The 20,186-nt window shown below is 34.9% G+C and carries 21 protein-coding genes; 10 read left to right on the top strand and 11 right to left on the bottom strand.

Annotation, left to right across the window (positions count from 1 at the left end; all coding sequences use genetic code 11):
* Nucleotides 1–7: 7 nt before the first annotated feature.
* Together LV89_RS06765 and LV89_RS06760 are read right to left on the bottom strand one after the other, a co-directional pair.
* Complete coding sequence (locus tag LV89_RS06765; protein WP_109742109.1) at nt 8–1,246, bottom strand: fibronectin type III domain-containing protein; 1,239 nt, start codon at nt 1,244–1,246, stop codon at nt 8–10.
* 276 nt (nt 1,247–1,522) lie between these two features.
* Nucleotides 1,523–2,128, bottom strand: a complete 606-nt coding sequence (locus tag LV89_RS06760) for a hypothetical protein (RefSeq protein ID WP_109742108.1) — start codon at nt 2,126–2,128, stop codon at nt 1,523–1,525.
* Nucleotides 2,129–2,282: 154 nt separating this feature from the next.
* Between LV89_RS06760 and guaB the strand changes: the two genes are divergently transcribed.
* Together guaB and smpB are read left to right on the top strand one after the other, a co-directional pair.
* The gene (gene guaB, locus LV89_RS06755) at nt 2,283–3,752 is read left to right on the top strand and encodes an IMP dehydrogenase (RefSeq protein WP_109742107.1); all 1,470 of its coding nucleotides are present in this window, start codon (nt 2,283–2,285) and stop codon (nt 3,750–3,752) included.
* An 84-nt stretch (nt 3,753–3,836) separates the two neighbouring features.
* Nucleotides 3,837–4,292: an SsrA-binding protein SmpB gene (gene smpB, locus LV89_RS06750; RefSeq protein ID WP_109742106.1), complete on the top strand. Its 456-nt coding sequence runs from the start codon at nt 3,837–3,839 to the stop codon at nt 4,290–4,292.
* 87 nt (nt 4,293–4,379) lie between these two features.
* On the opposite strand, the gene LV89_RS06745 is transcribed toward smpB, so the two are convergent.
* From LV89_RS06745 to LV89_RS06735, 3 genes are all read right to left on the bottom strand, one after another.
* Nucleotides 4,380–4,991: a hypothetical protein gene (locus LV89_RS06745; protein WP_146199098.1), complete on the bottom strand. Its 612-nt coding sequence runs from the start codon at nt 4,989–4,991 to the stop codon at nt 4,380–4,382.
* A gap of 59 nt (nt 4,992–5,050) precedes the next feature.
* A complete protein-coding gene (locus tag LV89_RS06740; protein WP_109742104.1) occupies nt 5,051–5,629 on the bottom strand; it encodes a Crp/Fnr family transcriptional regulator in 579 nt (192 codons plus the stop codon).
* Between the two features lie 69 nt (nt 5,630–5,698).
* The gene (locus LV89_RS06735; protein ID WP_109742103.1) at nt 5,699–6,550 is read right to left on the bottom strand and encodes an OmpA family protein; all 852 of its coding nucleotides are present in this window, start codon (nt 6,548–6,550) and stop codon (nt 5,699–5,701) included.
* 170 nt (nt 6,551–6,720) lie between these two features.
* On the opposite strand from LV89_RS06735, the gene LV89_RS06730 reads away from it, so the two are divergent.
* The 5 genes from LV89_RS06730 to LV89_RS06710 all read left to right on the top strand — a co-directional run bounded on the left by LV89_RS06730 (nt 6,721) and on the right by LV89_RS06710 (nt 10,777).
* The gene (locus LV89_RS06730; RefSeq protein WP_146199097.1) at nt 6,721–7,245 is read left to right on the top strand and encodes a hypothetical protein; all 525 of its coding nucleotides are present in this window, start codon (nt 6,721–6,723) and stop codon (nt 7,243–7,245) included.
* 99 nt (nt 7,246–7,344) lie between these two features.
* Nucleotides 7,345–8,544: an L-2-hydroxyglutarate dehydrogenase gene (gene lhgD / locus LV89_RS06725; protein ID WP_109742101.1), complete on the top strand. Its 1,200-nt coding sequence runs from the start codon at nt 7,345–7,347 to the stop codon at nt 8,542–8,544.
* Nucleotides 8,545–8,634: 90 nt separating this feature from the next.
* Nucleotides 8,635–9,183 (top strand): SMI1/KNR4 family protein, encoded by a 549-nt coding sequence (locus tag LV89_RS06720; protein WP_109742100.1) that lies wholly within the window; start codon nt 8,635–8,637, stop codon nt 9,181–9,183.
* Nucleotides 9,184–9,260: 77 nt separating this feature from the next.
* Nucleotides 9,261–9,806 carry a Uma2 family endonuclease gene (locus LV89_RS06715; protein WP_109742099.1) on the top strand — a complete coding sequence of 182 codons (546 nt, stop codon included), beginning with the start codon at nt 9,261–9,263 and terminating at the stop codon, nt 9,804–9,806.
* 59 nt (nt 9,807–9,865) lie between these two features.
* Entirely contained in the window at nt 9,866–10,777 is a 912-nt protein-coding gene (locus tag LV89_RS06710) for a PhzF family protein (protein ID WP_109742175.1), read from the top strand.
* A 174-nt stretch (nt 10,778–10,951) separates the two neighbouring features.
* Here the strand turns inward: LV89_RS06710 and LV89_RS06705 are convergent, their stop codons facing one another.
* The gene (locus tag LV89_RS06705) at nt 10,952–13,582 is read right to left on the bottom strand and encodes a valine--tRNA ligase (RefSeq protein WP_109742098.1); all 2,631 of its coding nucleotides are present in this window, start codon (nt 13,580–13,582) and stop codon (nt 10,952–10,954) included.
* Between the two features lie 353 nt (nt 13,583–13,935).
* Here LV89_RS06705 and LV89_RS06700 point away from each other — a divergent pair, with 353 nt between their 5' ends.
* From LV89_RS06700 to LV89_RS06690, 3 genes are all read left to right on the top strand, one after another.
* Entirely contained in the window at nt 13,936–15,465 is a 1,530-nt protein-coding gene (locus LV89_RS06700) for a GH3 auxin-responsive promoter family protein (protein WP_109742097.1), read from the top strand.
* Nucleotides 15,466–15,550: 85 nt separating this feature from the next.
* On the top strand, nt 15,551–16,021 hold the full coding sequence (locus LV89_RS06695; RefSeq protein ID WP_109742174.1) for a toxin-antitoxin system YwqK family antitoxin: 471 nt from the start codon (nt 15,551–15,553) through the stop codon (nt 16,019–16,021).
* 92 nt (nt 16,022–16,113) lie between these two features.
* Nucleotides 16,114–16,647, top strand: coding sequence for an REP-associated tyrosine transposase (locus LV89_RS06690; RefSeq protein WP_109742096.1), 534 nt, complete (start codon nt 16,114–16,116; stop codon nt 16,645–16,647).
* Nucleotides 16,648–16,758: 111 nt separating this feature from the next.
* On the opposite strand, the gene LV89_RS06685 is transcribed toward LV89_RS06690, so the two are convergent.
* The 5 genes from LV89_RS06685 to LV89_RS06665 form a co-directional block, all read right to left on the bottom strand.
* Complete coding sequence (locus LV89_RS06685) at nt 16,759–17,148, bottom strand: hypothetical protein (RefSeq protein WP_109742095.1); 390 nt, start codon at nt 17,146–17,148, stop codon at nt 16,759–16,761.
* A gap of 341 nt (nt 17,149–17,489) precedes the next feature.
* The gene (locus LV89_RS06680) at nt 17,490–18,062 is read right to left on the bottom strand and encodes a cytochrome c oxidase subunit 3 (RefSeq protein WP_109742094.1); all 573 of its coding nucleotides are present in this window, start codon (nt 18,060–18,062) and stop codon (nt 17,490–17,492) included.
* A gap of 60 nt (nt 18,063–18,122) precedes the next feature.
* Complete coding sequence (ispE, locus tag LV89_RS06675) at nt 18,123–18,929, bottom strand: 4-(cytidine 5'-diphospho)-2-C-methyl-D-erythritol kinase (protein ID WP_109742093.1); 807 nt, start codon at nt 18,927–18,929, stop codon at nt 18,123–18,125.
* Between the two features lie 72 nt (nt 18,930–19,001).
* Nucleotides 19,002–19,886, bottom strand: coding sequence for a glycerophosphodiester phosphodiesterase family protein (locus tag LV89_RS06670; protein ID WP_109742092.1), 885 nt, complete (start codon nt 19,884–19,886; stop codon nt 19,002–19,004).
* A 69-nt stretch (nt 19,887–19,955) separates the two neighbouring features.
* The gene (locus tag LV89_RS06665; protein WP_146199096.1) at nt 19,956–20,168 is read right to left on the bottom strand and encodes a hypothetical protein; all 213 of its coding nucleotides are present in this window, start codon (nt 20,166–20,168) and stop codon (nt 19,956–19,958) included.
* Nucleotides 20,169–20,186: the final 18 nt, after the last annotated feature.

The following is a 20,186-nucleotide window of genomic DNA, read 5'->3' as shown; positions in this document are numbered from 1 at the left end:
GTTTTGATTATGGACACACTTTGTAGGTGGCGGTTAGGTCTTTTTGCCAAGTTGTTTTTACTTGACTAAGATTGTTTACACATATAGTTTGGATTTTGTTATTATTACAAAACAAACTTGTTACTTTGAGATTCTTCTTAATATCTAATTCGTTTAAGGAGTTATTATTACATAATAGTATTTCTAATAACGTATTTTGAGTCAAATCTAAATTTGTTATTAGATTCTCGTGACAATAGAGTTCTATGAGCTTATTATTTTTGCTAATATCTATACTTGATAATTTATTAGTGAAACAGTCTAAAATAGTCAAATTCGTATTTTTACTGACATCTAAATTTTTAAGTTGATTATTGTTGCAACGTAACAATTGTAAATTGATATTTTTACTCATATCCAACGTTGTTAATTGATTACCTTGACAAGTCAATCCTGCCAATGCAATATTCTTACTAACATCTAAAGTTGTTAATTTATTTTTATCTATTTGTACTAATATCAAAGCTGTGTTTTGGCTAATATCCAATTGACTTAACTGATTTTCAAAACAATATAGATCAGTTAATTTAATGTTTTTAGAAATATCCAAACTGGTCAATTGGTTACTCCAACACCTTATTGAAGATAATGCAATGTTTTTACTAATATCAATACTCTTAACTAAATTTTTAGAAAACCACAGGGTTTCTAAATTGATAAATGCTTCTATACCTGTAAGGCTATTTATGGGGTCAATATTATCATTAGATGTATCACTAACATTAAGTGAAGTCACTTTAAGAACGCTACTCTTCAATACTTTCCCATCCGAAACATCATCAATTTTTAATGCTATGAGCCATTTTTCAAAATTCGCATCTGGAATGAGAACATAGTCTGCTCCTGTTTTGACATTAAAATTACTAACCGTTTTACTCCCTTTTGTATCTTTTGCTACAACACTTCCTTTTATCTCGGTTTCAAAGGGTAAATTTTTAATCGTATATGTCGTATCGGATAAATTTCTTGTAAGAGTATCATTGTAAACTACTGAGTAGGTTACAATATCTCCATCAGGGTCTTTACTTTTAGTCCATTTTAAAATGACATCTTGACCATTTGTACTTAATGTAGAAGTAATATTGAAGTTTCCAGGAGGTTGATTAATAGGAGCAGGCTCTTCTTTTGATTTACAAGCCATCAGAATTGAAAAAAATGATACTATCAAGGCAAGAACTAATTGATTTGTTTTTGTGGTAATGTTCATTGGTTGTTTCTGCTTAAAATTGTTTTAAAAATTCTCTAAAATGTAAAATCTATAATTTTTCATCTCAAAATTAAGCAATTCTAAAGAAACATTCCATCAAAACTTTGGCACAGAATTCGGAATAACACTCAAAAAAAATGTTGTAGCCTTTTCAAAATATAAATCTTTTTCATAGTGATTTCAAAGTCAATAAAAAAGCCACAGAGATTAAGTTAAACTTTTCTCTGTGGCATCTTGCAGCGAGCATTTTGGGTAAACCCTAATCTTTGTGGTACTTTATTGAATAATTCCCTCTTCTCGGAGATGCTTTTCGATATTAAAACAATGTCCGTTCATTAATTCTACGTCTTTATTCCAACTTCGAGTTATCCAATCTTGTCCTTGTTCGGCAATTAATACTTTTCCATAAAGCGTAAAAATCCATATCACTTTTTCAGTGCCAAAGTCTAATAACTTTTGGGTTTTTCGATACACATAACCACTGTCTTCTGGGTCAGAAATGTCGGCTTTTATATCAATTTCAATTACCACTTTGGCAGGTACATCAGCATATTTGGTATTGATTTTATCGGGAGTCATGACTGATTTTTCAAAAATAGCAATGTCATTTGAAAGGTTGTTCCGATGATCAATATGATTTCCGATTTCATTGCAGTAAATCCGATAATTATCAAAAAAAGCATTTCTAAAGATAGCTTTCATGATATAGGAAACTAATTCAGCTTGTAAGGTGCTACATCCCATAATTTCATCAAGGGTTTTCTTTTTAGATAGAACGTCTTTATAACCTTTGTAGTAGAAAGGTTTTCCGTCTAAAGTTTCATAGACAAGTGCTTCGGGAATTGCTCGAATTCTTGTTTTTCTTTCCAACGGTGCTGTCATATTTGAATAAGTTGTTTAGACAAATTTAAGATATTTTTGCTTTGTGTTATCAGAATTTTACAAGTATATTTATAAATTTAATACAGATTTCTTTTAAAAGTACAAAATCCATTGTAACTTTGACTTGCAAATAACACTATCAACGCTATTTGCCATGTTAGACTCATCGAAGTTCCTTTTTGAAGCCCTTACTTATGACGACGTGCTTCTCCTTCCTGCTTATTCTGAAGTCCTTCCTCGTGAAGTTACTACTCAAACACGACTGACCAAGAACATTACCCTTAATATTCCAATTCTTTCTGCTGCAATGGATACCGTTACAGAAGCTGATTTAGCTATTGCTATGGCTCAAAATGGTGGTATCGGGATTATCCACAAAAATATGACAATTGCTCAGCAAGCAGCTCAAGTTAGAAAAGTAAAACGTTCAGAATCAGGAATGATTATTGACCCAATTACTCTAACAGAAGGACAGACGCTTGGAGATGCTCATAAAATTATGCGTGAGTCAAAAATTGGAGGTATTCCAGTGATTGATGCAGATGGTAAGTTAATCGGTATTTTAACAAATCGTGACTTGCGTTTCCAAAAAGATATGTCTCGCCAAGTTACAGATATTATGACTAAAGAAAACCTTATTACAGCAAAAAAAGGGACATCTTTAGACGAAGCAGAAGTAATATTACAAGAATTTAAAATTGAGAAATTACCAATCGTTGATGAAGAATATAAACTTATCGGATTGGTAACTTATAAAGATATTATCAAACGTAAAAGCCACCCGAACGCTTGTAAAGATGGTTTAGGACGTTTAAGAGTTGGTGCAGCTGTAGGTGTAACGCCTGATTTACTTGACAGAGTAGAAGCATTAGTTAATGTAGGGGTTGACTTAGTAAGTATTGATACTGCTCACGGACATTCAAAAGGTGTAATTGATGCTTTGAAATCTGTAAAAGCAAAATTCCCTAACTTAGATGTTATGTGTGGAAACGTAGCAACGGGTGCAGGTGCAAGAGCTTTGGCAGAGGCTGGTGCAGATGCCGTGAAAGTGGGTGTTGGACCGGGAAGTATTTGTACAACTCGTATCATTGCGGGTGTAGGAATGCCTCAATTATCAGCCGTTTATGAAGCTGCAAAAGCCGTTGCAGATTTGAATGTACCAATCGTTGCCGATGGTGGTATTCGTTTCTCTGGCGATATTGTAAAGGCAATTGCTGGAGGTGCAAGCTCAATCATGGTAGGTTCAATGTTAGCAGGAACTGACGAAGCTCCGGGTGAAGTTGTATTGTATGAAGGACGTAAGTTTAAATCATATCGTGGAATGGGGTCTGTGGAGGCAATGGAAGATGGTTCAAAAGACCGTTATTTCCAAGATGCAGAAGACGATATTAAAAAATTAGTACCAGAAGGAATCGTTGGACGTGTACCGTTCAAAGGTTCAGTTTCAGAAATTATTTACCAAATGGTTGGTGGCTTAAAGGCAGGTATGGGATATTGCGGAGCAGGTTCAATTGATGCTTTAAAACAAGCTCAATTTGTGAAAATTACTTCGGCAGGTGTGAAAGAAAGTCACCCGCACGATATTTCAATCTCGAAAGAAGCACCGAATTATAGCTCTAAGTAGGCGTTGGGGGTTAGGTATTAGGGGTTAGTGGAAAATAGAAGTTCCAGCCCTAATTCCTAATTCCTAACTCCTAATCCCTAAAAAATGGCAAAGGAGAAAATAGAAAAACACGTAGAAATTAAGAATCGGAGGGCATCTTTCGAATATTTCTTCTTAGAAAACTATTCAGCAGGAATTATGCTGATGGGAACAGAAATTAAGTCGATTCGTCAAGGAAAAGTAAACCTGACGGATGCTTATTGTTTGTTTTTGGGGGAAGAATTATATATTCGTCAAATGAATATTTCTAAGTACAATGAAGGGACATATTATAATCATGAACCTTTGCGTGATAGAAAATTGCTTTTGACAAAACGTGAACTTCGTAAGTTGCAAAATAAGTTGAAAGACCAAGGTTTGACGATGGTTCCTACCAGAATGTATATTTCGGAAAGGGGTTTTGCCAAAGTAGAAATTGCATTGGCAAAAGGTAAAAAACTCTACGATAAACGAGATTCTATTAAGGAAAAAGACGTGAAACGAAATATGGAAAGAGAGTAAACGGATTGACGATTTATCGTTTCAACGTTAAAAATAAAAGGTGTTTTCAATTTTTTTGAAAGCACCTTTTATTTTTAGATAGATTCTTTAATAAACCTGATACTGATTTGGAATCACAATGGCATATTTTCCTCCCATAAAAACAAATAAAATGAGAATTGCTACCAAGATAAAAAGTGATAAAATTATGGTAAAATGAGTTTGAGCTTGTTTTTGCCCTACCGCTTTCATGATTTTTAAACGATGTACATTAGCAATATGAAGGGCAAAAGACAAAATTCCTAAAAAGTAATAAGGAACGAAAAATAGATTAATGGGATATTGTAAGACAACTCTTGAGGCAAAATAAAAATTTGTATCAAATTGATAATAAATTCGTTGCCCAATTGTAGCTGAAATATGTTGAATAATAAATAAACCCAGCACTACTCCCGAATATATTTGTAGCTTTTCATAACTTGATTTTTCTTCTTTATTTCTTAATTGAACAATTAAAATTACGCCACTATATGCTTGAAATAAAAAGCATCCAATCAAAATTATTTCTACAACAGGCTGTTGATAAACGATTCTAAGGAATTCTAAAATTTGTTGATGAGTGGCAATACCAAACCATGCCATTGTATGATTGAACAAATGTGCGACCACAAACACAGATACTATAATGCCAGAAAAACGATGTAAGTTTTTAAAAACCATATTAAAATATTTATTTCAACAAAGTTGGGAGCTGAAATATCATTTTCTTTTGATGTAAATCAAATTCGTTTTTTAGAGGCTCTTATTCTACTTAATGTTTCTTGGGTTATTCCGAGAAAAGAAGCTATATCTCCAAGAGGAACTCTATTCTCAATATTGGGATAAATACTGAGCAGACTTTGATAGCGTTGTTGAGCCGTTTCAAATTGTAGAGATACAACCCTCTGTTGGAGTTGAAGCATTGTTTTTGTGATAGTTATTCTTGTCAAACGTTCAACTTCATGGTATTGGTCGCAAAGTTTAAGCATATCATCTCTACGAAGCGTCAATAAGGTAGAATCTTCCAATAATTCGATAAAATGAGGACTTGGAATAAAAAGAAAATAGCTATTGATTGCACAAATAAAGTCATTTTCAAAAGCAAACCAATCTGTAATTACTTTACCATCTTTCAAGTAATAGGCTTTTGCTGAACCTTTTAAAATTAAAAATAGCTTATCCGAATGTTGTCCTTCTTTTACTAATTGATGACCTTTAGGGAAAGTCGAAATTTGAATATGTTGTGCCAATGCCGTAAAAATTTCATCTGAAATCGGAGCATATTGGTCTATAATAGCTTTAATAAAATGCTTGTCCATTGTTTGTAAAATAAAGAGATTTTAAATAAAAAAAGCTTTCAAACGAATCTGAAAGCTAAATGTCACTCTTTAATTTCTATCGCCCGATACCGCCGAACCTCCCTTCAAATCCACAGGTACGCCATCTACTAAATACCCTGTAATTCTGATTTCTGTTCTGCGGTTCATAGCGTGTTCGAGTTCAGTACAAGCCACGCCATCATCACATTTGTTTAATAATTTTGTTTCGCCGTAACCTTTTGCAGAAATTCTATTTGATGGAATTCTCCCTTTTTCAATAATATATTTTACCGCTGCTTCGGCACGTTTTTGAGAAAGCGTAAGATTATAATCATCGCTCGCTCGTGAGTCTGTATGTGAACCCAACTCAACCACAATGTTGGGGTTATCTCTTAAAATCTGAACTAAATTATCCAATTCTTTAGCCGCATCTGGACGAATGTCCCATTTATTGAGGTCGTAACGGATATTTTCAATTTTGAAAGAATCATCAATTTTGATTTTCTTTAACGTAATTGCCCCTTCCACTAAATCAACGCCATTTGGCTGTTTAGAAACATTTTCGATACTAATTCCTGATACACAAAAAACCTTTTTAGGATCTTGCAAATAGCAAGCGGCATTGAAATTTCCTCTTTTACTCATGTAGCGTGTACGTTGTCCTAAGAGGTCATAATCATTACCTTTTTCAAGCATAAAAGTGGCATAACCATTCATGACAACGGCAGAGTCTGCTAATTTCTTTTTAGTCAGATTATATAATTTGATGTAAGTGCCTTCCAAATCGTCTCGGGTATCATAATCATAAGCTTTGATTTGAAGTTGATATTTTTTGATAGGTTCAGCGGTTTTTACTTGAGCGATAATGTCTTCACTATTTAAAAGAAATAAAAAAATGAAGAGCAAGACGATATTTTTCATAATTTAGGACTGATTTTTGATAATTTAGCATTTAAAATTCAAACGAAAAATATACATTTTGTGATGTGTATTTCGTTTTAAATTTTGACAAAGTTGTACCCATTTGTACGTTTTAGAAACAAATTACTGAAAATTTTCTTTATAAAATAAATATCTTAATGAAAGATACCATGAAAAATATACTGTTAATATTACTCATTTCAACCGCTTTTTTCTTACAAAGTTGTGATGAACGCATTACGCCAAATAGTAATACTCCTGAAGTTATACCTCCAACAAAAACAGAATTATTAACGTCACAGACTTGGCAATACAATGAAGTAGTCATTAGAGGTGGCACTAAAACCGTAGTACAGTTTTCTCGTCCTAATTCCATAGGCTTATCGTCTGAATTTAGTACAGTTCTAACGACTTATAAAGCAGATGGTACATATTCGAGTTCTGGAAATGGTGGCACAACTACTGGAAGATGGCAATTTCTTGCCGATGAAACTCAGGTTGCATTGACCAATGCCAATGGCAAAAGACAAGTTTTTGATATTGCGGTGATTAGCAAAGAGAAATTCGATTATACACAAACCACTAAAAAGGCTGATTTTGGTGATGATAGCCTTTGGGCATTGTTTTTAGCTCAGTATGGTTTGCCTACAACATCTACGGAAGTAGTAGTGGCAATTTCAACCATTCCTAAATGATTATAACAATCGTAAAATCATAGAAAGCCCTGTAAGATTTCAAAAATCTTGCAGGGCTTTTTCGTATATTTGCATTAAAAATAACCGAAAATAAGAAATATGCAACACGATATTGTCGTAATTGGTGGAGGAATCGTTGGGCTTGCTACTGCCCTAAGAATCAAGGAGCAACGTCCTGATATGAAGATTTTAGTGCTTGAAAAAGAACGTGAAGTAGCCGTTCATCAAACTGGAAATAACTCTGGCGTAATTCACTCTGGACTATATTATAAACCGGGTTCTTTGAAGGCAACCAACTGTATTCAAGGGTATCATCAGTTAATAGAATTTTGTGAGCAAGAAAATATTCCTTACGAAATTACGGGTAAAGTGGTCGTGGCAACAAAAGAAGAACAACGCCAACAATTAGATAATCTTTATGTGCGTGGACAACAAAATGGCTTGGAAGGAATCCGTAAAATTTCCCCTGCCGAAGTAAAAGAATATGAACCTTATGTGGCGTGTGTAGAAGGAATGTGGGTACCTCAAACGGGTATTGTAGATTATAAAGTAGTTTGTCAGAAAATTGCTGATAAGTTGCGTTCAGAAGGAACAGAATTGAAGTTTGGCGAAAAAGTAACAGGCGTTACCAAAGGTCATTCTTTGTCGATTGTGAAAACAGAACACAATACTTACGAAACCAAATTGGTGATAAATTGTGCAGGTTTATATTCAGATAAAGTTGCCCAAATGTCGCAAGACAATCCAATTGACGTAAGAATTGTGCCTTTCCGTGGAGAATATTTTAAGATTCGTCCTGAGAAACATTATTTAGTGAAAAACCTTATTTATCCTGTGCCAGACCCGAATTTTCCATTCTTGGGCGTGCATTTTACTCGTATGATGCGTGGCGGAATTGAGGCAGGTCCAAATGCCGTTTTAGCATTTAGAAGAGAAGGTTACAAGAAAATGGACATCAACGCCAAAGAATTATGGGAAACCCTAACTTGGGGCGGATTCCAGAAAGTAGCAGCAAAATATTGGGAAACAGGTTTGGGCGAAATGTACCGCAGTTTCTCAAAAGCAGCATTCACAAAAGCCTTGCAAGAATTGATTCCAGATATTCAAGAATCTGACCTTATCGAAGGCGGTGCGGGCGTAAGAGCCCAAGCTTGCGACCGTACAGGAGGACTTTTGGACGATTTCTCAATCATCGAAGACGAAAAAGTTATCAACATTCTAAATGCACCATCACCAGCAGCAACTTCTTCATTATCAATTGGAAAGACAGTAGCAGAAATGGCTTTGAAGAGATTTTGATTTATGTAGCACGGGAATCTGTCCCGTGAAGCCTACAAATAGATTTGACATTGCTTCACGAGACAGATTCTTACTAAATAATTTTAAATCATGGGTATATTCGATATTTTCCGAAGAAAAAAAGATGAAAGCTATTATCACGGAGAGAAGGAAATTATAAGTCAACATAAATTTTCAACGATTGAAGAAATAATAGAATTTATGTTTCAGAATCAATCTGAGCTTAATATAATCCTATATAATAAGGCATCAGATGAAGAAGTTGAATTATTCGAACAGAGTAAAATACATTTGCCCGATGACATAAAACAGTTTTATAAATTCTGTAATGGATTTTATTCTAATGAAGATATGTTTAGAATTATACCATTAAACGAAATTATAGATAATGGAGATGACGAATATCTTAAAAATAAAACTTCATTTCATATTGGTGAATATATGATTTATTGTGATTTGTGGACAATTGATATTAATCCTAATAATAAAAATGATTATATAATTTATCAAAACACAGGAGAGCGTATTATTATTTTGACTAAATCTTTTGTTGAATTTTTAGAGTGCTATATCAATAGAGGAGTTTATGAAGGGTTGTATAATTGGGCTGAAATTAAGAAACCTAAATCTGGTTTGTAGTTGACAATGATTGAATTTTGTAAAACCATATTCTGAATAATGTTTTCTCTATATATTTGATTTAAAATAGTAATACAATGGTTACAGAAAATCAAATACAAAATTATCCCTCAACCTTTGCAGAATTTTTGCTTTGGGAGCCAGAAGATGGCTATAAATACGAGTGGAATGATGGTGAATTAATATGTTTTACAGGAATGAATAAGAAGAAAGTTTACATTTATGACTACATCAATCGTAGTTTTATTGCAAAGCAATATTTAGAATTAGGTTCTTTAGTCTCTGAGTATGATGTTCAATTAAGTGGAATTCAAATGCGGCGACCAGACATCGCTTATTTGACCAAAGAACAAATTACAGAAACTAAAAAAGGCGTAGATGTAATTCCAGAATTTGTTATTGAAATCCTGTCTGAAACGGATAATATCAATCGAGTTGAAGAGAAAGTAACGGAATATTTCAAAGCGGGCGTTAAAGTAATTTGGCATATTTTCCCAGAACTTAAAATGATTTATGTTTATACTTCTCGAAGAGACGTGAAAATATGTATCGAAAATGATATTTGTTCTGCAAGCCCTGTATTGACTGATTTTGAGACAGTTGTGTCGGAATTATTCGCTTAAAAATAATTAATTTACCGTATGGCATGGGGAAACTCATGCCATATTTATTTTACTTCATCATGAAAACCCTCCCTTTTTACATCGTCGATGTTTTTGCTGAAAATAAATATCAAGGCAATCAATTAGCCGTTTTTGAACACGATAATTCGCTTGCTTCGGAAACAATGTTAGCCATTGCCAAAGAAATCAATTTTGCCGAAACCACTTTTATCAATACTCAAACTTCAACTTCGGAAAGTTTTGATGTTCGTATTTTTACGACGGAACAAGAAATTCCTTTTGCGGGGCATCCGACTTTGGGAACTGCCTTTGTGATTCGTGAGCAGATAATAAAACTACCTGTAAGTCAAACCGTTTTGAATTTGGGCGTAGGTAAAATTCCCGTTGATTTTGTAGAAGATAAACTTTGGATGCAACAGATTAATCCAATTTTTGGGAAAGAGTATTCTGCTGATGAATTAGCAGATATTTTAGGACTTCAAGCAGAAGATATGTTTACTGAATTCCCGATTTTAGAAGTTTCGACAGGTTTGGCGTTTTTGATTATTCCTGTAAAAAGTCTTTCGGCAATCCAGAAGATGAAACCCAATGCTGAGAAAATGATAGACTTTTTGTTAAAACAAGAATTGTATAAAACCAATCATCCATCGGGTAAATCTATGAACTTCTTCGTATTCACGAAAGAAACATATTCTGCTGAAAACCAATTAAATGGACGAATGTTTTTGATAGAAGATGAAAAGCTAATTGAAGATTCAGCCACTGGAAGTGCCAATGGTTGTTTATTGGGATATGTATTGAAAACCAATTTCTTGAGAACAGATTCTGTGAAAATTTCAGTAGAACAAGGCTACGAAATTCCAAGACCTTCCATTTTATATCATGACGGACAAAAAATCTCAGAAACAGAATTTAGTATCAGAATAGGAGGGAAGGTGCAGTGGGTTTCTAAGGGAGAGTGGATTTTGTGAGTAACACAGACTTTAGTCTGTAAGTGTGTTGGTACTTACAGACTAAAGTTTGTGTTAATTTTACTTACAGACTGAAGTCTGTGTTACTTTTACTTACAGACTGAAGTCTGTGTTACTTTTTTACTTACAGACTGAAGTCTGTGTTACTTTTTTACTTACAGACTGAAGTCTGTGTTACTTCTTCAATCTCGCAATCATTTCTTCCAAAGCCTTGATTTTCGATTCGGCATCGGCTAATTTTTGGCGTTCTTTTTCTACTAATTCAGGCTTAGCATTGGCTACAAAACGCTCGTTTGCTAATTTAGCTTCTACTGATTTTTTAAACCCTAAATTGTATTCCAAATCTTTTTGAGCGGTTTCTAATTCTGCCTCAACGTCGATTTCGCCTTCGAGCGTAATAAAAAATTCGTCAGATTTTACTACGAATGATAACGCTCCATCTACTTTGTCGGAAACGTAACTAATTGTTTCTGTATTCGCCAATTTTTCAATAATAGCTTTTACATTTTCGTAACGAGCTTGATTATCGGTTTTAATCGCTAATGGTAACGCTACTTTTGGCGATAATTGTTTGGCATTGCGTGTCTCACGAATTTTTGAAACTAATTCAAACATTACGTCAAAACTTGCTAAAATTTCTGAATTAACCTCTCCACCTGTTGGGAATGTTGCTCTACAAATACTTTCACCTTCGTTGCGTTGTGCCAATGCTTGCCAAATTTCTTCGGTAATAAATGGCATATACGGATGAAGCAAGCTCATCAATTTTTCAAAAATCTCAATCGTTGCGTCAAACGTAGCTTTGTCGATTGGTTGTTCAAAAGCAGGTTTAATGATTTCAAGATATTTTGAACAGAAATCGTCCCAAACTAAATTGTATAAAGATAAAAGAGCATCCGAAATTCTGAATTTTGAGAAATGGTCTTGAATCTCCGCAACGGTTTGATTAATTCGTGCATTAAACCAATCAACAGCTAATTGATTACTTTCAATTGTCGCTTGTTCCGTAACTGTCCAACCTTCTACCAAACGGTACGCATTCCAGATTTTATTACAGAAATTACGACCTTGTTCGCACATTTTTTCATCAAAAAGTAGGTCGTTACCTGCTGGTGCAGAGAACAATAAGCCAGAACGAACTCCGTCTGCTCCAAACTTTTCAATTAAGTCTAATGGGTCTGGTGAGTTCCCCAATGATTTGGACATTTTACGTCCTTGTTTATCACGAACGATACCCGTCAAATATACATTTCTGAATGGTAATTCATCACGCCATTCATAACCTGCGATAATCATACGAGCCACCCAGAAGAATAAAATATCTGGACCTGTTACTAAATCGTTGGTCGGATAATAATATTTAATGTCTTCATTATCAGGATTTTCGATGCCGTCAAAAACTGAAATTGGCCATAACCACGAAGAAAACCAAGTATCCAAAACGTCTGGGTCTTGGGTTAAATCTTCTTCGGTCAAGGCAAATAACTGCATTTCGTGCTGAGCTTTACGCAAAGCCTCACGTTTCGTTTTTGCCACGATAACCGTTCCGTCTTGTAGGTAAAACGCAGGAATTTGTTGTCCCCACCACAACTGGCGAGAAATACACCAATCGTGTACATTTTCCATCCAAGAACGGTAAGTATTCTTGAATTTTGAAGGATACAATTTGATGTTATCGTTCATGACATTTTCCAAAGCAGGCTTAGAAATGTCTTCCATCTTCAAAAACCACTGTAACGACAATTTTGGCTCAATAACCGCACCTGTACGTTCAGAAGTTTTTACGATAGATTTGTATTCCTCCATTTTCACTAAGAAGCCAGCTTCTTCCAAATCTTTAACGATATTTCTACGAGCCGCAAAACGGTCTTGACCTACATAAAGAACGGCTTTCTCATTCAAGAAACCGTTATCATCTAAAATATCAATTACAGGTAATTTGTGTTTGATACCCAATTCGTAGTCATTCAAATCGTGAGCAGGTGTTACTTTTAGGCAACCCGTACCAAAATCCATCGTTACATATTCGTCTGTAATTACAGGTATTTCACGATTTAATAATGGAATAAAAACTGATTTACCATGATAGGCTGTATAACGTTCATCATTTGGATTCACACAAATAGCTGAATCCGCCATAATCGTTTCTGGACGAGTGGTGGCAATGGTTAAAAACTCACCTTCGCTACCCACAATTGGATATTGCAGATAATACAGTTTTGCCATCACTTCCTTCTCGATAACTTCTTCATCAGAAAGAGCCGTTTTTCCGAGTGGGTCCCAGTTCACCATTCTCACGCCACGATAAATTTGTCCTTTGTTGTAAAGACGAACAAAAGTGTCGATAACTGCCTCATACAAAGATGGTTCCATCGTGAAACGAGTTCTGTCCCAATCACAAGAAGCACCTAATTTTTTCAATTGGTCAAGAATAATTCCGCCGTATTTATCTTTCCATTCGTGAGCGTATTTCAAGAATTCTTCACGAGAAATATCTTTTTTCTCAATACCTCTTTCCTTCAACATTGCCACCACTTTTGCCTCCGTTGCGATAGACGCATGGTCAGTTCCAGGAACCCAACAAGCCTCTTTGCCTTCCATACGAGCCTTACGAATAAGTACGTCTTGGATGGTATTGTTCAACATGTGTCCCATGTGAAGCACGCCCGTAACGTTTGGCGGAGGAATGACTATTGAATAAGGTTCCTTGTCAGGGTTTGGTTTTGACGCAAAGTGTTTATTTTCAAGCCAGTACTGATACCATTTGGCTTCAATGTCTTGTGGAGCGTATGTTTTTGAAATCATTTTAAAAGTATTAAGTATTAGGTACGAAGTATTAAGTGATGGTAAACTCATCGTTGAGGAAGAAAATCTTAGGACTTAATACCTCATACTCAATACTTCGTAGGATTGCAAAGATAAGAAATTTGAGGCAAAGGCTTTGAGCGTTTTCGTAGAAATGATGAATAGTAGTTTTTTACTATGTTTCAACTAACAAACCCTCTTGATTCATTCAATAAATTCTTGTATGTTTGTAAAGATAGGTTTTTGGTTTTTGTTGCGGCAGGCGTTCCTGTTAGTTTTTAGTCATTAGATTATGAATAATTCTTTTGCTAACCCTAATCCCCAACACCTACCCCCTAATTCCTAAACGAAAAATGGCTCTCCTCAACGAAACTATTGCTTGGCTCATGAAAAGACGCTTGCCCCGTATCCAGTCGTTTATGGAACGACCAATGGAGACGCAGGAGCAAATGTTTTGGCATTTGATTCAGTCGGCAATGTTGACGGAATGGGGAAAAAAATATCATTACGAGTCCATTAGTTCTATTAAAGATTTTCAAGAACGTGTCCCGATTTCTACCTACGAAAATCTTTTCCCTTATATAGAGCGTATGATGCGGGGCGAGCAGGAAATTCTCTGGCATTCCGACGTACAATTTTTCTCAAAATCTTCTGGAACAACCAACGCACGAAGCAAGTTTATTCCTGTTTCCAAAGAAGCCCTTGACGATTGTCATTTTATGGGTGGAAAAGACATGATGACGCTTTTGGTTGCCAACAAACCCGATACCGAAGTGTTCTCGGGTAAAGGACTTTCTATTGGTGGAAGTTTGTATTCTAATGAGTTGAATTCCAGAAGTTTGTTGGGCGATGTGTCGGCAGTGGTGATGAAAAATCTCCCAATTTGGGCTCAATTAATCCGCACGCCCTCGTTGGATGTGGCTTTGATGGACGTTTGGGAAGAGAAAATCCAAAAAATGGCGGAAGTTACCTCTCAAGAAAACGTAACCAGTATTTTGGGTGTTCCGACTTGGACGTTAGTGTTGATTGAGAAAGTTTTAGAAATAACAGGTAAGCAAAATATCCTTGAAGTTTGGCCAAATTTCGAGTTTTTTATTCATGGAGCCGTGGCGTTTCAGCCTTACCGTGAAATGTTTGCGAATCAAATTTTTCCTTCAAAATCAGTAAGTTATCTCGAAATATATAACGCTTCGGAAGGTTTTTTTGGGGTGCAAGATGATTTTTCTCGCCCCGATGAGATGCTTCTGATGTTAGATTATGGCATTTTCTACGAATTTATTCCGATGGAAGAAATTGAAAATGAAAATCCGAAAACCTTAACGCTCGACGAAGTAGAATTGCATAAAAACTACGCCATCGTGATTTCTACCAATGCGGGTTTGTGGCGTTATAAAATTGGAGATACTGTCAAATTTACTTCAAAATATCCGTACCGAATCAAGATTTCGGGACGAACCAAACACTTCATAAATGCTTTCGGAGAAGAACTAATTATTGAGAATGCCGAAAAAGCTATCACCCGTGCTTGCGAAGCCACAGGGGCAATTTTGACCGACTACACCGCAGGCCCTGTTTATATGAACGACCGCCAACAGGGTTGCCACGAGTGGATAATTGAATTCTCGCAAGAGCCTGATAGTCAGGAAGTATTCGATAAAATATTAGATGAAACCCTTAGAGAAATCAATTCAGACTACGATGCCAAACGCTACAAAGACATGGTATTGAAAGCCCCCAAAATCAACGTCGTACCCAAAGAAACTTTCTACACATGGATGCGAAATCGTGGAAAATTAGGCGGACAACACAAAGTGCCAAGACTAAGCAATTCAAGAGAATTTGTTGAAGAAATTTTGTTGGTGGCTAAGGAGGTTTTGGTGTAGGTTTGTTTATTGATTTTTGTTTAGGCTGGAAGCCTTGTAATAGTCGTCACTCGCCAGAGGCGAGCGACTGAGATAGAAAAAATATATGGATTTTAACAAAAAAAATATATTGACTGTTACAGTCATTTTTTTGCAATTATCTTGTGAATTACCAAAAACTAAAAATAATGTGGTAGTACATTATAAAAAAATAACAGCTAATAGAGAGCTTCCGCAGGGAGTAACTATTAATGGATTAAAGCAAGGCTTATGGATAGATTACGATACATTAGGACATTTCAGGTCATCTGTAAGTTTTTTGAATGGAATAGAAAATGGTGAGTTTAGAATATTTGGTGAATTTGGTAAATTAGTTCAAAAAGTAGATATTCAAGAGGGAAAATACAATGGACGTTTTGAAAACTATGGTGAGAATGGAAAGATTTATGCAATGGGCAATTATAAAAATAACAAAAAAATAGGTGATTGGTTATACTACGATGATAATGGAGTATTGACTGAGCAAGAAAAATGGGATAATGGAAAAATGTTAAGTAAGAAGGTATTCAAAAAATGACCCCGCAGTCTGAATCAGTCGCTCGCCTCTGGCGAGTGACGACTATTAAAAGGCTTCCAGCCTAAACAAAACAAACATAAAATCTACAAAAAATGTCAGAACTTAGAAAAGCCAATGTTCCACAATCTACCTATTTTATTACTTTAACTGTTGTTGGTTGGATTGATATATTCACACGGAAAGTTTACGTAGATGACCTGATTAAGAATTTGAAATTTTGCCAAGAAAATAAAGGTTTAGAAATATTTGAATACGTTGTCATGCCAAGTCATATCCACATGATTTGCCGACGAAAAGAAGGGTTATTAAGTGATTTATTAAAAGAATTTAAAAGTTTTACAGCGAAAGAAATATTAAGGCTTATCCAAGAAAATCCACAAGAAAGTCGTCAGGAATGGCTGATGTATATGTTTCAATTTTTTTCAAAACGCTTTGCCCAAAATGCACAGTATATGTTTTGGCAAAAAACAAGTTACCCTATTGAAATATATAATCCAGAAATCATGAAACAAAAATCTCGTTATATCCGCATGAATCCCGAAGTAGCGGGCATCGTTACAGACTCCGCTTATTATACTTATTGTAGTGCTTGTGCTAATTCGCCTTTGGTGATGGATGTTTATTGATTTGATGTCTTGGCTTGAATAGTAGCCATTCCATTTTGGACAAGAGACAAGAGTGACTGAAACTACAAAAGGAGAAGCATTACGCTCCTCCTTTTGTATGGATTAGGGTTACTATTTCTGAACCTGTTGATATTCTACTAATTCATTGACAGCCAATGTTGTTTTGTTATATCTTACCAAAAAGTAAGAGCTATTCAATAATCTTAAAGTTACTATACTGGTCAAAAGCCAAAGAATAAAACGCATATTGGCAAATAAATGGTTGACTACAAAAAAACCATTTTCAAGCGTATCTGTTTCTCGATTACTCTCTTCAAAAAACGTACTGATTGCATCTGCAATTCCTTGATTTATCTGATTTAGGTTTGGAACGCCTAAATTAAATTTAGCTAATAGTGACCAAGTACAAATGCAAAAACTTACGGTTAATAAAAGTTGAAAAAAAATGTCGGAAGGCATTTTACTAAAAATGATTTTCCCTATAAAGAGTTCTTTTTCCATACCCAAAATGTATTAAAGATGATTTAATTCTATTTTAAAGATATAGATTTATTTTTATAAAACTATTTTTAAGGTTTCATTTTGATGTAAAAATTATCAAAAAATTGAAAAATTGCATTTTATAGGTTTTAAAATTATATTTTTAATGATTATTTTTTGGAAATAATTAAAAGTTGGATTCTATGCTTATTGAAGAATTGTCTTTGTTTACTGGTTTTGCAGAGCTTTTATACTTATTGTATTACTTGTGTTAATTCGCCTTTGGTGATGGTGTTTACTGATTTGATGAAGCCTTGTAATAGTCGTCAATCCAAAATTCCACTATGGACAAGCAACTGCGTTTAATTTCGCCAAAGCAGAAAAGCGAACAACAATATCCAAAGTATATCTACGAAATGCCAATAAAAAATAATAAGATTTATTTTTAACTGATTGGGTGGATTGACAGAATAAATGAATGATTCTAAATATGAAATTCTTTTGATGGCTTCTACAAAAATTTTGATTAAGAAAAACAAGCCAACCACAATATGCACAATATGCAAACCCGATAGCATATAAATAAACCCTCTTGCTGTTCTTGCTTCTGGACTGTTATTTTGAGTAAATAATTCTTGCCAACCCCACAATTGCATTCCAATAAAAATTAGACCCAGCGAAAGCGTAATGCCCATTAATATTCTGTAATTCAGGTATTTGTCTTGTTTGAAATTCATGTTAGCAAGGTGTAATGTCAAGCTACTAATCATGATAAGTAATGTGCTTGCCCAGAAAATCTGCGGAATTTCTATTTTGTCAAAACCTGCGTTCGGTCTTTCTAATTTGAGATATGAAGCCATTAAGCCCAAAAACATTAATCCACTACCGAAGATTGCCATTTGGAGCATAAATTTAAAAGGGTCTGTGTGTTTCATAATTTGTAATACGAATCTCCTGATTCGTGAAGTCTAAAATCACGAATTCGGCAATTCGTGCTACATTTTTCCTTGCCAAAGAGAATATTCAGCAAAATGTTCTTTCAAATCTATTGCTTGGTCAAAAATCCCAAATACCGTTGAGCCTGAGCCTGTCATGCTTGCATAAGCTGCTCCATTTTGGTATAATTGGTCTTTGATGGCTTGGATAGCGGGATATTTTGGTAAAAGATGATTTTCAAAATCGTTTTTTACAATTCCAGTCCATTCGTTGATAGGTTTCTGTAAAACCTCCCTCAAATCAATTCCTGTTTTCGTTGGTTTCACACCCGAATAGGCTTCTGCCGTAGAAATATGAATATTTGGATTTACCAAAACGATAAATTTCCCTGATAAATCCAAAGAGATTTCTGCAAATTCATCTCCTTTCCCAAAACAATATTGCGGACGATTTTGAATGAAAAAAGCACAGTCGCTACCCAACTGACGAGCATAATTTTCCATCACCTCCGTTGTAAGATGTAACGCAAAAAGCTCGTTTAGAGTTTTAATGGTAAAGGCACAATCTGCCGAACCACCGCCCATTCCTGCTCCAATGGGTACGGCTTTGTGCAAGTGAATCATCACGGGAGCGATGTCAAAGTCTTGTTTTACAAGGTGATACGCCTTTAAACAAAGATTCGTTTCTGGATTCCCGGGAATTTCAATACCAGAACTTTTAAAGGATAATTTTTCGGCAGGAAAAATCTCCAAAGCATCTGACCAACCGACAGGATAGAAGCAAGATTCGAGATTATGAAAGCCGTCTGCACGTTTTTCTGTAATGTGCAGACCAATATTTATTTTAGCGTTTGGGAATGTTAGCATTTTTGAAGGGACTTAGGTTTTAGGGCTTAGGTTTTAGCTTAGAGACCTCTACAAATCCCTAAATCCTAAAACCTATTTTACAAATCTATCAGGATAATCAGAAATTAAGCCATCTACTCCGATTTCTTTCATTTCTTTCATGGCATCAACGTCGTTTACTGTCCACGGCACAACTTTTACCCCTTTATCATGACACATTTTTACTTTGCCAACGGTCAATTGTTTGTAATATGGACTAAAAATATCAGGCAAAAAACCTAATTTTTCAAAACTTGGCTCAACGCCTTCACGTTCCACTAATGCCGATAAAGTTACCTTTTTATATTTCTTGCTTTTGAATTGTAAGTTCCAATGTTTCAGTATATTAAAGTCGAAACTTTGTAAAATGACTCTTTCAGGAGGAAGCTGTTTTATGATTTCTTTGTAAACTAAATCGGAAAATTCTTCAACCGTTTTTGGCTGAGAAATACCATATTCTTGTTCTTCCGATTTTATCTCAATATTGTATTTTACAGGTTTCAGTTTATGTTCTTTTATGTAGGTTTCACAAGCCGCAATCATATCTTTTAGAAGAGGTTTGTAAGTCGCCAATTTTTGTTGTTCTGGATACAAAACATTTCCTCTAAGTCCTGAATCATACTTTTTGATTTCATCATAAGTCATCGTATAAAGATTCAAACTTTTTTCTTCTGCTTTTGTTACGGGCGAACCGTCTGGCTTTGAACAAAAAAGGCTATTCATGTACGGTTCATGCGAGACAACCACTTGATGGTCTTTAGAAATACAAACGTCCAATTCCAACGTAGTTACGCCTAAGTCAAGAGCTTTTTTAAAGGCAGGAATTGTGTTTTCGGGCATTAAACCCCGGCAACCCCGATGTCCCTCGAAGTCGAATGTTTGAGCATTTACAGAATTAATCATAAAAAGAGCTATGATTGAAAAAATGGAGATTCGCATAATTTGAAATTAAAAAGGCATAAAGCTAATTTCGCCTTATGCCTGTAAATATACCGAATGGATTTATTCTTAGAGATTATATTTTTGTTTTATAGCGATTACAAAAGTCAGAGAAACACCCGAAAATTCAGCAATTTGCTCAATGGATAATTTTGAGTTCATCAGGAAGTTCAAAATAATTTTTTCGGTTGCTTTTTCTTCACCTTTTTCAACGCCTTCTTCCTCTCCTTTTTTATAGAGAAAGTCTTCTTTGATGTCGATGTATTTTGAAATAGAATTCATGATAATTTGTATTTGGTT

The sequence above is a fragment of the Arcicella aurantiaca genome (assembly GCF_003148625.1).
Classification (GTDB): Bacteria; Bacteroidota; Bacteroidia; order Cytophagales; family Spirosomataceae; genus Arcicella; species Arcicella aurantiaca.
This window is presented reverse-complemented; position numbering and strand designations above follow the sequence as displayed.